The organism is Pseudomonas sp. V88_4 (assembly GCF_029967985.1).
In the GTDB taxonomy this organism is placed as follows: Bacteria; Pseudomonadota; Gammaproteobacteria; order Pseudomonadales; family Pseudomonadaceae; genus Aquipseudomonas; species Aquipseudomonas glycinae.
In genome coordinates this window covers 351,993-365,555 of the sequence record NZ_JASCAF010000043.1, presented here as the reverse complement: position 1 = coordinate 365,555, position 13,563 = coordinate 351,993, and the positions used below count along the sequence as shown (strand labels likewise).

Here is a 13,563-nt window from a genome sequence, read left to right as displayed (position 1 = left end):
CTTCAGCCGGGTCATGAAAATCCCACCCCGCGATTTTCATTATTCGCGACAAGGTATATCCAAAAACGACAACCCTTATCCCTCCACGAAAATTACTTTCACTGGGTTTGAAAACTCGATCTCGAAATGATTTATGAGTTTCACAACCCATTCGAACGTGACCCTTTCGAGGAGTACCGCATGACACCGTCCTTCGGTTATTGGCTGCTGGTGTACGCCGCCGTTGCCATCATCGCCCTGATCGTTCTGATCGCCCGTTACCGGCTCAATCCGTTCATTGTCATTACCCTGATTTCCATCGGCCTGGCGCTGGTGGCGGGGATGCCGCCGTCCGGGGTGGTGGGGGCATACGAGGCCGGGGTGGGCAAGACGCTGGGGCACATTGCGCTGGTGGTGGCGCTGGGGACGATGCTCGGCAAGATGATGGCCGAGTCCGGCGGCGCCGAGCAGATGGCGCGCACGTTGATCGAGCGCTTTGGCGAGAAGAACGCGCATTGGGCGATGGTGTGCATTGCGTTTCTGGTGGGGCTGCCGTTGTTTTTCGAAGTCGGTTTCGTGTTGCTGGTGCCGATTGCCTTTACCGTGGCGCGGCGGGTCGGCGTGTCGATTCTGATGGTCGGTTTGCCGATGGTCGCGGGGCTGTCGGTGGTGCATGCGCTGGTGCCGCCGCACCCGGCGGCGATGCTGGCGGTGCAGGCTTATCAGGCGTCGGTCGGGCAGACCTTGCTGTACGCGATTGCCATCGGCATTCCGACGGCGATCATTGCCGGCCCCCTGTACGCCAGATTCATCGTGCCGCGCATTCAGTTGCCGGCGGATAATCCGCTGGAAAAACAATTCCTCGAACGCGAACCCCGCGCCAGCCTGCCGGGTTTCGGCATCACCATGGCGACCATTCTGTTGCCGGTGGTGCTGATGCTGATCGGCGGCTGGGCCAACCTGATTTCCACGCCCGGCAGCGCTTTCAATCAGTTCCTGTTGTTTATCGGCAACTCGGTGATCGCGCTGTTGCTGGCGACGCTATTGAGCTTCTGGACGCTCGGCATTGCCCAGGGTTTCAACCGCGAATCGATCCTCAAATTCACCAACGAATGCCTGGCACCGACCGCCAGCATCACCTTGCTGGTGGGCGCTGGTGGCGGTCTCAACCGGATTCTGGTGGACGCCGGCGTCACCGATCAGATCGTCGGACTCGCTCACGAATTTCACCTGTCGCCGCTGATCATGGGCTGGCTGTTCGCCGCGTTGATGCGCATCGCCACCGGTTCGGCCACCGTCGCGATGACCACGGCTTCCGGCGTGGTGGCGCCAGTGGCCATTGGTCTGGGTTATCCACACCCGGAACTGCTGGTGCTGGCGACCGGCGCGGGCTCGGTTATCTTTTCCCACGTCAACGACGGCGGCTTCTGGTTGATCAAGGAATACTTCAACATGACCGTGGCCCAGACGTTCAAGACCTGGACGGTGCTGGAAACCCTGATCTCGGTTGTCGCTTTTGCCCTGACCGTCGGTCTTTCTTACCTGCTGTAGTCGGAGTTATCCGCCATGGACATCCTTTATCAGATCCGCGCCCGTCAGGATTCCTTCAGCGCCGGTGAAGGACGCATCGCCCGTCTGATGCTCGACGACGTAGGATTTGCCGCCTCCGCCAGCCTCGAAGAGCTGGCGCAGCGGGCCGAAGTCAGCACCGCCACGCTGTCGCGCTTCGCCCGCACCGTCGGTTGTCGTGACCTGCGCGACCTGCGCCTGCAACTGGCCCAGGCCAGCGGAGTCGGCAGCCGTTTTCTCGACCCGGCGGGCACGCCTGAGCAGTCAGCGTTTTACGGGCAGATCGTCGGCGATATCGAAACCACCCTTCGTCAGCATCTGGCGGCGTTCGATGAATCGCGCTTCGCCGATGCGGTGAAACTGCTGGGCCAGGCGCGGATGATCCACGCCTTCGGCATCGGCGGATGCTCGACCCTGTGCAGCGACGAATTGCAGGTGCGGCTGGTGCGCCTCGGCTACCCGATCGCGGTGTGCCACGACGCGGTGATGATGCGCGTCACCGCCGCCAGCCTCAGCGCCGAGCAGGTGGTGATCGTCTGTTCGCTGACCGGCATCACCCCGGAGTTGCTGGAGACCGTGGCGCTGGCGCGCAATTACGGCGCACGGATTCTCGCCATCACCCGCGCCGACTCGCCGCTGGCGGAACTGGCCGACATCGTCCTGCCGCTGCAAGGCGCCGAGACCTCGTTCATCTACAAACCGACGGCGGCGCGCTACGGCATGCTGCTCGCCATCGATGTGCTGGCCACTGAGCTGGCGCTGGCCAATCCTGAAGACAATCAAGAACGTCTGCGGCGGATCAAACTCGCCCTCGACGAATACCGTGGCGGCGACGATCACCTGCCGCTGGGAGACTGACATGCTGTACGACACCCTGATTCGCAACGCTCTGGTCATCGACGGCAGCAACCGCCCCGGTTATACCGCCGACGTGGCGATCCTCGATGGCCGCATCGCGCGCATCGGCGACTTGCGCGACGCCCGCGCCAGCGAGGAAATCGATGCTGCCGGCCGTGTGCTGGCGCCGGGTTTTATCGACGTGCACACCCACGACGACACCGTGGTGATCCGCCAGCCACAGATGCTGCCCAAGCTCAGCCAGGGCGTGACCACGGTAATTGTCGGCAACTGCGGCATCAGCGCGGCGCCGGTCAGTTTGCGCGGCGATCCGCCGGATCCGATGAACTTGCTCGGCTCGGCGGCAGCGTTCGTCTATCCGCGTTTCAGCGACTACCGCGCAGCGGTGGAAGCGGCCAATCCTACGTTGAACGTGGCGGCACTGGTTGGGCATACGGCGCTGCGCAGCAATCATCTTGATGATCTGTTTCGCACCGCGACTGACGCTGAAATCAGTGCGATGCGCGAGCAGTTGCGTGAAAGCCTGGAGGCGGGTGCCCTTGGGTTATCCACCGGGCTGGCGTATGCGAGTGCGTTCTCGGCATCCACTGATGAGGTCATGCAACTCACTGAAGAATTGAATGCATTTGGCGCGGTGTACACCACCCACCTGCGCAGTGAATTCGAACCGGTGCTGGAAGCAATGGACGAGGCCTTCCGCATCGGCCGCCATGCTCAATCGCCGGTAATCATTTCCCATCTCAAATGCGCCGGTGCCGGTAACTGGGGCCGCAGTCCGCAGTTGCTCGCTTCGCTGGAAGCCGCGGCGAAAACTCACCCGGTCGGTTGCGATTGCTATCCGTATGCGGCGAGTTCTTCGACCCTGGATTTGAAGCAGGTCACCGACGCCCACCGCATCACCATCACTTGGTCGACGCCGCATCCGGAAATGGGCGGTCGCGACCTGATGGACATCGCTGCCGAATGGAACCTGTCGTTGCTCGACGCCGCCAAACGCCTGCAACCGGCGGGCGCGGTGTATTACGGGATGGACGAGAACGATGTGCGCCGGATCCTTGCTCATCCGCTGTCGATGGTCGGTTCCGATGGTCTGCCGGAAGACCCGTTCCCGCATCCGCGCCTGTGGGGCGCTTTCCCGCGGGTGCTCGGCCATTTCAGTCGTGATGTCGGGCTGTTTCCGCTGCACACCGCGGTGCACAAGATGACCGGTCTGTCGGCGGCGCGTTTCGGCTTGAAGGAACGGGGCGAGATTCGTGAAGGACACTGGGCGGATCTGGTGCTGTTCGACCCGGTGACCGTGCGTGACGTAGCGGATTTCAACGAACCGCAACGCGCCGCCCTAGGCATCGAGGGGGTGTGGATCAATGGTGTTTTGAGTTACCGCGACGGTCAGGCCAATGGCCAGAGACCCGGGCGGTTCCTCGCGCGCCAGGGCGATCTGCGCGACGGCTTTCGTTGAATTTTGCTGACTACGTCACGGTGGTGGCACATTGCAATTAAAGAAAGCCATCACCAAGCCGAATTGCTGACATCCACCCCGGCTACACTGCGGGGCCAATCAGTCAGGGAGCACCCCATGAGCTTCGGCAAAACCACCCCGATCCTGCGGATTTTCGATGAAGCCAAAGCCGTGGAATTCTACGTCGACTTCCTCGGCTTCAAGATCGACTGGCAGCATCGTTTCGAACCTGGTTTCCCGTTGTACCTGCAAGTGTCGCGCGGCGAGTGTGTGCTGCATTTGTCCGAACACCACGGCGATGCGACACCGGGTTCGGCCCTGCGGATCGAGACCGATGAGCTGGAGGCCTTCCAGCAGCAGTTGGTCGCCAAGAACTACAAGTTCTCGCACCCGGGGATTCAAGCCATGCCGTGGGGCAGCCAGGACATGACCATCGCCGACCCGTTCGGCAATCGCCTGGTGTTCACCAACGCGATCAGCCTCTAACTGTCGTTCGATACCCGGTGAGTCTGCCGAAACTCACCAGGCGGTATCCCGCGCCGGCTCTTGAAGGTGCGGTGAAACGAGCGCGGTTCGGTGAAGCCCAGATACTGGGCGATGTCCTGAATCGGCAAAGTGCTGTTGAGCAAGTAATGCTCGGCCAGTTCCTGGCGCAGTTCATCGAGAATCTGCTGATACGACGTGCCGGCCTGATGCAGCTGACGTTGCAGCGTGCGCACCGACACGGCGAGATGTTCGGCCACCTGTTCCTTGCGCGGCAGGCCTTCCTTGAGCAACTGGCGCAGGATGCTTTTGACCCGCTGCTCCAGCGACGCATCCTCCAGCGTCGCCATCAAACTCTGCGCGTGTTCTTCCAGGGTGCGCAGCAAATGCGCATCGGCCTGGCGCAACGGCAACTGCAAATACGGCAGCGGCACGATCAGCGCGGAATACGCCTGATCGAACAGCACCGGGCATTCGAAAAACTGTTCGTACTGCGCCAGCGTCGTGCCCGCCGGGATTGAGTGTTCCAGCCACACGGCAGCCGGCGACAGTCGGGCATCGGCGATCCAGCGCGCGTATTGCAGCCAGGAGCCAAGCACGTTTTCCACCAGATGCCGGCGAATCCGCGGGCGTTCAAAGCGGCAACTCCAGATCAGGTGTACGTGGCTGTCGTATACCTCGGCGCGGCTGACACCCATGTCGCCCACCAGTTTTTCGAACGGCATGATGCGGTTCATGGCATCGCCCAATGTCGCGCAATTCATGGTGATGTAACCCAGCACGCTCCAGGAATTGGGCAGGACGAAATTCGCGGCGTTGAGGCCGAACAGCGGATCGCCCGAGTGCTCGCAAAAGTAATCGAGCAACCGCTCATGGGTTTCCCCCGGCAAGCGCAGACTGTTGTCGCTCAACTGCTGCGCCTGCAACCCGGCCGCCGCCAACGCAGGCTCGATGGCCAGGCCCAGATGTTCGGCATGGCGCAGGTACTTGAGCAGCGGTGGGACGGAGGTGAAGCCGAGCGATTGCATGACCGAATCCTCTTGATCGAGGCCGCCGGGGGCGGATGAGCGCTCTGAAAGGTAATTTGAATCCGCGAATAAAGTAAATGGTTGGCCTTGGGACCATGCAGAGATCTTCGAACTGGTTTGTTAGTCTGCGATCACTCATTTCAAAGATTGCAGGGGAAGCCTTATGACCAGCATCACTATTCGACTCGATGAGCAGGTGACAGAGCAATTGCGTATCGCTGCCGCCCAAAACTGTCATTCCATGGAAGACGAAGCGCGGCAGATTCTGGAGAACGTGTTGGCTACGGTTGATCGAGCCGGCGGATTAGGTACTCGGATACGCAATCGATTCGGCGCTATGGGTGGCGTCGAACTTGATCTGCCATCACGTTCAGAAAACCTCAGCGGTTGATAAACACCGCTCAAAAAAGCCCGCAATTTCCGGGCAAAAAAGAAGGGCAGCTTTTCAGCTGCCCTTCTTTGTACTTCGGTTTTCGTGTGCAGGGTTTACACGCGGAAATGGCTCACCATCTGCTGCAACTGCCCACCCAACCGCGCCAGTTCAACGCTGGACTTGGCCGTCTCATCACTCGCCGCTGCGGTCTGTTCCGACACGTCGCGGACGTTGATGATGCTGCGGCTGATTTCCTCGGCCACGGCGCTTTGCTGTTCGGCGGCTGCGGCGATCTGCTGGTTCATCGACTGGATGTTCGACACCGTGCGGGTGATGTTTTCCAGCGAGTCGCCAGCCTTGCGGGTCAGGGCGACGCTGCTGTCGGTCAGGGCGCGGCTGTTGTTCATCACGGCGGCCACTTGCTGCGTGCCGTTCTGCAGACCGGCCACCAGGCCTTCGATTTCCTCGGTGGATTTCTGCGTGCGCTGGGCCAGGCCACGGACTTCGTCGGCAACCACGGCAAACCCGCGACCGGCCTCACCGGCACGAGCGGCTTCGATGGCGGCGTTGAGGGCCAGCAGGTTGGTCTGTTCGGCCACGGCCTTGATCACGTCCATGACGCTGCCGATCTTGTCGCTTTCCTGTTGCAGCACGCTCATGGCTTCGGTGGAGCGCACCACTTCGCTGGCCAGACGCTCGATCTGGGCGATGGCTTCGTTCACGACTTTGTCGCCTTCGCGAGCTTCGCCGTCAGCGGCGGCTGCGGCTTGCGAGGCTTCTTCGGCATTGCGCGCGACTTCCTGCACGGTGGCAGTCATTTCGTGCATGGCGGTGGCGACCTGATCGGTCTCGACCTTCTGGCTGTTCACGCCGGCGCTGGTCTGTTCGGTGACGGCCGACAGTTCTTCGGCGGCGCTGGCGATCTGAGTCACGCCGTCGCGGATGCCGCTGATCAGGTCGCGCAGGGTCACGCCCATGCGGGCGATGCCTTGTTGCAACACGCCGAGTTCGTCGCGGCGGGTAACCACAACGTTGTGGCTCAGGTCGCCGCTGGCGATGCGGTCGACCACAGCCATGGTTTCCTGCAGCGGACGGGTGATCTGACGGGTGATGATGAAGGCAGCAATGATGCCGACCAGCAACGCCAGCAGGGTGCTGATCAGTTGCAGGGTGCGGGCCTGGGCGCTTTCCACGTCACGACGGTCAAGCTGGATCTGATACAGCTGCTCGCTCAGGGATACGATCAGATTGCCTTGGTCGGTCATTTCCTTGCGCGCCTGCACCGCCTCGGTGTTGGCGTTCTTGAAGGCCTGCAAGGCGCTGCGGTAGTTGGTCAGCGCGGTTTCCAGCTGACGCAGGGCGTCCTGTTGGGTGCTGGCGAAATGCATGTTCAGTGGCTTGAGGCTGGCGATGGCCGCATCCAGTTGGCCGACGGCTTTCTGCTCGGTCTCGGCGTTGGCTGTGGCGGTGTAGCCGCGCACTTCATAGCGCGCCAGGATGAACGCTTCCTTGGCGGCGGTGATGGCCTGGAACTGCTCGAAACGCTGTTCGCTCATCTCCATCTGCTGGACGCGAGTGCTGATCGACTGGATCAGGTTGTAGGCGGTCTCGGCATTGGCGCCCATGGTGTCGCGCGCCGTGTTGCCGGTGCGGTAGGCGTTACGCATTTTGTTCAGGGACGTCTGGTATTCGGCGATGGTCGCCGCCTGCTCCTTGAGCAGTTTGACGTTTTCCGGGCTCTTGAAGCTGCTGATCAGCTTCTGCTGTTGCGCGGCGAAACCGTCGAGGGTGGTCTGCACGTTCTGCGCGGCGGTTTCGTCGCCGTTGGTCAGCATGTATTGCAGGCGCACCACGCGCAGTTTGGTCAGGCCAGCGTTGAGCTGGGTGATGTCGCTCATCCAGTTGCTGCGGTCAATCAGGCCGCCCAGGCTGGTCCAGCCAGTGAGCGCAAGGATGCAGGTCAGGGCCAGGACGAGGCCGAATCCGAGCCCCAGTTTCAGGTTCACGCTGATGTTGCCGAACCAGCTATTCATCAAAAATCCTCCAGAAAAACGTTGTGCGTCTTGATCGTCGGTCAGGCTGGAAGATTGTTGTTTTTTTGCGCCAGCAAGGGTGTAAGCAGGACTGTATCGGCCGCAAATCCGAGAGCTGAAAGGATTTTGTCGGACAGAATTTGTAACAATGGATCCGAAGATTTTTTTCACATGGGTTTCACTGCCTGCCCACAGCCTCCTCTCTAACCTCGCCGCATCGAATGACACGTGATGGCGGCTTTTTTGTGGAATTGAGACTGAGTCTGTTCGGCGTCAAGCGCTCGATTGATCTGAGCGGTCTGGCCCGTTTTCGAAACACTTGGGTGGTATTGGCGGCCTCGGTGCTGGTGATCCCTTTGACCCTTTGGCTGCTGGCCCCGGCGGCCGTGCCTGACCTTGCCCATGGCAATGTGGCCGGGGCGCAGGCGCTGAAGGAGGGCTGGAGCAAAGGCGACATCATCGTGCTGGTGCGCCACGTCGAGCGCTGCGACCACTCGAAAGCGGCGTGCCTGAGCGGCCACGATGGCATCACCGATCGTTCGCGCAGTGTCGCGGTGAGCGTCGGCGCGCAGTTCGAGCAGTTGGGCCTGGACAAGGCCGACGTCTACAACAGCCCGATGATGCGCACCGTGCAGACCGCCGGCTACATGTTCAACAAGGTGACGGCCAGCGAAGACTGGCTGATCAGTTGCAAGGGCCGGATGTTGCAGGACGCGCTCGCGCACAAGGTGCCGGGACGCAACCTGATTCTGGTGACCCACAGCGAATGCATGGCGCAGCTGGAAAAAGACCTCAAGGTGCCGGCCTCGACCCTCGGGTACGGCGCATCGCTGTTTGTTTCCGCCGCCAGCACGGCGGCCCCTCGAATGCTCGGCTTCATTGAAGCCTCCGACTGGCGCACGGTGACCACCCAATGAAATCCCGCTTTTACGCTTATAACTTCGGCATCCCGCTGCTGTGTGCAGCCGTGGTTTTTCTGATGTTCGACATGACCAACATCGACATCGCTTTCAGCAATTTGTTGTTCGATCCACTGACCCACACGTTCCCGCTCGACAAGGTCCATTTCTTCGAAAAACTGACCCACAAGTGGGCGCGGATCATTCCGAACTGGACGGCGGAAATCGCCTTGATCGGCGCGATATTGTCGTTTGTCTGGCCACTGGTGAAACCGCAAAAGCATCCGCGTCTGGGCGGGTTTCTCGAGCGCAGTAAAGTCGCGCCGGTGCTGCGATTTGCCGCCGAGCACCGTAGGGATTTTCTGTTTGTGGTGGTGGCTTTCGCGGTCTGCACCGGGGTGATCCATTTCCTCAAGGCGCACACCAGCGTCTACTGCCCGATCGAGACCACGCTGTACGGCGGGAAGATGCCGCACATCGAGTGGTACAACAATTTCCAACTGTTCCACGACGCGGGTGAGGGGCGTTGCTGGCCGGGCGGCCATGCCTCGGGTGGTTTCACTATGCTGGCGCTGTATTTCGTGGCGAGTCGTTATCAGTGGCGTTTCTCCAGCGCATTGTTGTGGGGTTCGCTGCTGCTCGGTTTTGTCTACGGCACTACGCGGGTCCTACAGGGCTGGCACTACATGTCCCACACGTTTTGGGCCGGGATCTTCGTGTGGCTGGCGTGTTTGCTGACGGCGCTGGCGTTCTACGGACGGGCTCGTCTGGACCTGCCGGTGTTGAGCAAGCGTGAGCGGAAGGTGTTCGGCGCGCAGCCTGAGGTTTCTCTCTAAGGTCTCGCCGCTGAAATGAAAAACCCGCCATCAGCGGCGGGTTTTTCGTTTGTGCTGTGGTGGTTTCAATAGCCCACGAAGTAATACGCCTGGCGTCCGACCATCATGGTCTTGTGGACTTTCAGCGGGGCGGTGGGTTCGCTGTCTCCCGACATCACGGCGATGTTCGATGGCGATGCACTGAGAAAGTCCCGTAGCTGCGCATCGGTGTCCAGGCCCTTGAGGACGCTCTGGGTATAGAACACGCTGGCGCCGCCGACCCGTTCGTTGGCTTGAAACAACGCGACTTGATTGCCGCTCGCTTGCAGCGACTGGATGTGTTCGGTCAGCGGCAGGAACGACAGGTGTTTATCGGCGTTCGGCAGTGCCCATTGCGCGGCGCCTAAATAGCTGGCGATGACAACCGTCAGTATCCCCGCCGCCAGTGTCTGACGATGACGGGCGATTCGTCCGACAAAACCATTCCTTTGATCCTTCAACTTGTCGAACAGCACGCCCGCATATTCCGCCGCGATCACTGCCGCTGCGGGTGTCATCGACATCAGGTACACCGTACGTTTGCTCGAGGCCAGGGTCAGCAGGATGAACTGCGCGATGATCCACAGGCTGAAAAACAGCAGGTAACGGTTGGCCTTCAGCTCCTTGCGAAAATGCCAAAGGCCCAGGTACACCAGAATGTTCCAGGGCAGAAACGCTTCGGGCAGCTTGGCGAGGTAGTAGTAGAACGGCTCGTAGTGCCCGGCTTCGACGAACGATCCGCTGAAACGTCCCACGCTGTTGGTCAGCAGCACTTCGCTGACCGCCTGGACGCCGCCGCGCTGATAGAGCACGGCAAGCCAGATCATCAGCGGGATCAGACCGACAAGGGTCAGCAAGCCCGGACGCAGCCAGTCCGTCAGCTTGAAGCGCTTGTCCATCAGGTTGTCGGCCAGCAGAAAAGCGAAAATCACCACGCCCGGCATCGCCAGCCCGAGCACGCCTTTGCTCAGCGTGGCGATGGCAATCCCGACGGCAAACAGCAACGAATTGCCGAGGGTCGACGCTCGTTGCGCCTGAAAGAACGCCAACAGCGCCGTGGTCACGCCGAGGGCGAGCAACGCATCCTCGCCGACGCCGCGCACGTTGCTCCAGTAACTGGCCATGGTCGCCAGCAGAATCCCCGCCGTCCAGGCGATGGCCTTCGGACGTTCGAAGCGGCGCAACATGGCGTACAGCAGCATCACGCTGAGCAACCCGGCCACCGCCGACGCCAGTCGCACCGCCCAGGGCGAGACGCCGAAAACCCGCAGGGCGCCGGCGTCCAGCCACAGACTCAGGGGCGGTTTTTCCAGGAAGGGTTCGCCGAACAGACGCGGCGTCACCCAGTCGTTGTCCAGATGCATTTCCATCGCAATGCCCGCAACCCGGGCCTCGGTGGAACCTTGCAGTTGATGGTTGCCAAGGGCGAAAAAGAACAGCAGAGCGGCAAGCAGAAGCAGGGAAGAGGCGGCACGCGACATGGGTTCAGGCAACCGGAAGTGAGCGGAAACCCGAGCTTACGCGGCCAATCCTTAATAAATTGTGAACGTCACGACAGCGGCCGCGACCAGCGTTGCTCCGGCGTTTCGAAACGCGGATTGACCCGCGCCGTCAGCACATGATCCTGCCAGCGCCCGGCAATGTTCAGGTACGCCTTGGCATAGCCTTCACGCTCGAACCCGAGGCGCTCCAGCAACCGGGCGCTGCGCTCATTGCCGGGAATGTAGTTGGCCATGATCCGGTGCAGGTTCTGGGTCTCGAACATGTAGGCGATGGCCGCCTCCAGCGCTTCCTGCATCAACCCCTTGCCCTGATGTGCCTCGTCGATGTGATAACCCAGATAACACGCCTGAAACGCACCGCGAATGATCCCGCTGAAATTGCAGGCCCCGATCATCTGCTCGCCGTCCGGAGTCAGCAACGCCATATGCACCGCGAGTCCGGCTTCGAAGGCGCTGGCCTGTATTTCAAGGCGCCGGCGGATCTGCTCGGTGGAAAAGTAATCGGTGGTACGAATCGGCGACCACGGCGCGAGGTGACGTTGGTTGCGCTGGTAGAACGCGCTTTCCAGCGGCGCCTGATCCGGGTCGAGTACCGCGAGCGTCAGGCGTTGACAGGGCAGGGTCAGCAGCGGCATCGGGTGCTCCGGGTCTCGGGATTGATCACCAGAATTGCCCGGTGGGCAGGAAAACACAAATCGCCGCCAAATTGCGGGCGAAAAAAAGCCCGCAGGAGCGCGGGCGAACCGTAGTTTCTTGAATGAGCGAGGCCAATGTACACGGCCATCACCGCCGCCGGGGTGAAGAAAAGTTCATGTCGATGAACGACTTGCGTCATCGACGAACGGTCGTTTTTCAGTGCACGACAGGCGCCGTCGTACGGGGCACCAGATTCACCGGATCAAGGTTCTCCACGGCCCGATTGACCAGCATTTCGGTCATGATCGACAGCTGCCGGATCGCCAGCAACCGGCTGCGCTGAGAGCCCGTGAAATCATCGGCGATGTTCGCCGTCATCATGTTGAGCGCCGCCAGGGTTTCACAGGCATGCGTCAGCAGAGTGGCCGTATCCACGTCGGTGCGCACGGAAAAAATCTCGTTGAAAGGCAGGGTTCGACGCGGCTTTCTCACGTACTCCTGAGGCTGGGCGAGCACAGCCGGTTCTTTCGATTCAGACTCGTGAGACGGTGTTTGATCAGGCAGGCTTGGGGTGTCTTTTTTCATGACAAGGCTCCATGGTTTCAGGCTCCCGGCGAATCCCTTTGGTAAACCATCTGCCGGGTTACAGCGGAGCGCGAAGACTAGCGTTTGGAAGCATCTTGAACCAGTTCATGGAAGTCGACGCGGGTTGCGGGAAATTTCCTAGGACGGTGGTTGGAGGTGTTGTCCAGATGGGGAACTGCAGATGCGACAAGTCCCGCACTGGGCGGGGCTTGTCGTTGAGAAGGGGGTATTTGAACTGATTAGGGCAACCCCAATAAATATTGGCTCATACGTGGCTTTAAAGGGCTCGGAATACAGATGGGGATACACAAAGCATTTTGTTTGTCCTCATAAGCTCGCGCATCAGTTGGATTTCTTCGAAGCAGGTTCCTTCACTCGTAACTCTGTTTCACGGATGACCCGGCCTTTTACTCCATCTACTTTAAGTACCTTGGTGCCCATCAGGAGAAAGGTGGATTTGCTATCCGCAAGGATCAAGTAGCCAGTGAGCCTTTCGCCTTTATCTGTTATGACTGTATGAATGTCATCCAGTCCTTTAGGCACTTCCTGATGCGTATATTCAGCGAAGTCTTTCAAGCCCATCTCTGCGCCATTCTGAACACCTATACCAGGAGCAAAAGAAATGAGCAGTAACGAGAAACCGATCCAGCTCGATAAGCCAATGATGACGCCTTCCTTCAGTCGTTTTGTGATGAGTAATAGGAACAACGCAGATACGCAGATGTAAGCGGCAGCTAGTAGGCCTGGACCTAGCAAGGGCAATCGATGTGTGACGGACAAAGCGCCCGACAATATGTTTATGTATCCGTAAAGCAGTAGGGTAGGTGTGCCAAGGGTTAGCTCGTTCGTATCAATGCCAAACTGCTCGTAGTAACCGACCAGCAGCGAATATCCGATGATTAATAGAGCTGCCTGTGACACAACCGCCCCGTAAATCAAAAGCTTGAAAGCAAGCTCGGTGTTGACCTTCGGTTGATCCACCGGAGGCGCTGTTTCGGTCGCCACCGAGCAATCCCTCCCTAGGGGTAGCGTAAGGCTGACGGGTGACATCAACTCAACCTTGATCCTCTTTTCCTTGTTCCAGAACACGGCAAATCCTTTGTTATTGGCAGACTCGCGACGATACGCAGCCATTGGGATAGTTGCCAATGGTGAGGGCTACATTTTTGACCCGTGTACTCAGGCGAATTGAAGCGGTGTACAGGGTCGGAAAACCGCAAGGCTTTAGAAGTGAGACGCCTCTCAACTTGCTGAATTTCAATGTTGAAATTTTAAGAATCTGGAAGCAGGTATCTCAATGTAAGG

Annotated in this window: 13 protein-coding genes; 7 read left to right on the top strand and 6 right to left on the bottom strand. The window is 59.9% G+C overall.

From position 1 onward, the window contains the following. Positions 1-180 precede the first annotated feature (180 nt). From QLG12_RS21010 to QLG12_RS20995, 4 genes are all read left to right on the top strand, one after another. On the top strand, positions 181-1,530 hold the full coding sequence (locus QLG12_RS21010) for a GntP family permease (protein WP_282475168.1): 1,350 nt from the start codon (positions 181-183) through the stop codon (positions 1,528-1,530). Between the two features lie 15 nt (positions 1,531-1,545). Beyond that, the gene (locus QLG12_RS21005; protein ID WP_007953817.1) at positions 1,546-2,406 is read left to right on the top strand and encodes a MurR/RpiR family transcriptional regulator; all 861 of its coding nucleotides are present in this window, start codon (positions 1,546-1,548) and stop codon (positions 2,404-2,406) included. Between the two features lies 1 nt (position 2,407). Then, complete coding sequence (locus QLG12_RS21000; RefSeq protein WP_282475167.1) at positions 2,408-3,865, top strand: D-aminoacylase; 1,458 nt, start codon at positions 2,408-2,410, stop codon at positions 3,863-3,865. Positions 3,866-3,982: 117 nt separating this feature from the next. Then, positions 3,983-4,351: a glyoxalase superfamily protein gene (locus tag QLG12_RS20995; protein WP_007953815.1), complete on the top strand. Its 369-nt coding sequence runs from the start codon at positions 3,983-3,985 to the stop codon at positions 4,349-4,351. Here QLG12_RS20995 and QLG12_RS20990 read toward each other — a convergent pair. Continuing rightward, positions 4,348-5,376: an AraC family transcriptional regulator gene (locus QLG12_RS20990; protein WP_282475166.1), complete on the bottom strand. Its 1,029-nt coding sequence runs from the start codon at positions 5,374-5,376 to the stop codon at positions 4,348-4,350. The genes QLG12_RS20995 and QLG12_RS20990 overlap by 4 nt on opposite strands. A gap of 163 nt (positions 5,377-5,539) precedes the next feature. On the opposite strand from QLG12_RS20990, the gene QLG12_RS20985 reads away from it, so the two are divergent. Continuing rightward, on the top strand, positions 5,540-5,767 hold the full coding sequence (locus tag QLG12_RS20985) for a plasmid stabilization protein (protein WP_236193328.1): 228 nt from the start codon (positions 5,540-5,542) through the stop codon (positions 5,765-5,767). 95 nt (positions 5,768-5,862) lie between these two features. On the opposite strand, the gene QLG12_RS20980 is transcribed toward QLG12_RS20985, so the two are convergent. After that, positions 5,863-7,782, bottom strand: coding sequence for a methyl-accepting chemotaxis protein (locus tag QLG12_RS20980; RefSeq protein ID WP_282475165.1), 1,920 nt, complete (start codon positions 7,780-7,782; stop codon positions 5,863-5,865). A gap of 245 nt (positions 7,783-8,027) precedes the next feature. On the opposite strand from QLG12_RS20980, the gene QLG12_RS20975 reads away from it, so the two are divergent. Together QLG12_RS20975 and QLG12_RS20970 are read left to right on the top strand one after the other, a co-directional pair. Beyond that, positions 8,028-8,699 (top strand): histidine phosphatase family protein, encoded by a 672-nt coding sequence (locus tag QLG12_RS20975; RefSeq protein WP_282475164.1) that lies wholly within the window; start codon positions 8,028-8,030, stop codon positions 8,697-8,699. Further along, positions 8,696-9,517 carry a phosphatase PAP2 family protein gene (locus tag QLG12_RS20970; RefSeq protein ID WP_282475163.1) on the top strand — a complete coding sequence of 274 codons (822 nt, stop codon included), beginning with the start codon at positions 8,696-8,698 and terminating at the stop codon, positions 9,515-9,517. Before QLG12_RS20975 ends, QLG12_RS20970 begins: the two co-directional genes overlap by 4 nt. Positions 9,518-9,582: 65 nt before the next feature. Here the strand turns inward: QLG12_RS20970 and QLG12_RS20965 are convergent, their stop codons facing one another. The 4 genes from QLG12_RS20965 to QLG12_RS20950 all read right to left on the bottom strand — a co-directional run bounded on the left by QLG12_RS20965 (position 9,583) and on the right by QLG12_RS20950 (position 13,392). Beyond that, positions 9,583-11,016, bottom strand: coding sequence for a glycosyltransferase family 39 protein (locus tag QLG12_RS20965; RefSeq protein ID WP_282475162.1), 1,434 nt, complete (start codon positions 11,014-11,016; stop codon positions 9,583-9,585). Positions 11,017-11,084: 68 nt separating this feature from the next. After that, positions 11,085-11,672 carry a ribosomal protein S5-alanine N-acetyltransferase gene (gene rimJ / locus QLG12_RS20960; protein WP_108559512.1) on the bottom strand — a complete coding sequence of 196 codons (588 nt, stop codon included), beginning with the start codon at positions 11,670-11,672 and terminating at the stop codon, positions 11,085-11,087. Positions 11,673-11,889: 217 nt separating this feature from the next. Beyond that, positions 11,890-12,258, bottom strand: coding sequence for a DUF6124 family protein (locus QLG12_RS20955; RefSeq protein WP_221615020.1), 369 nt, complete (start codon positions 12,256-12,258; stop codon positions 11,890-11,892). Positions 12,259-12,600: 342 nt separating this feature from the next. Then, the gene (locus QLG12_RS20950; protein WP_282475161.1) at positions 12,601-13,392 is read right to left on the bottom strand and encodes a hypothetical protein; all 792 of its coding nucleotides are present in this window, start codon (positions 13,390-13,392) and stop codon (positions 12,601-12,603) included. Positions 13,393-13,563 lie beyond the last annotated feature (171 nt).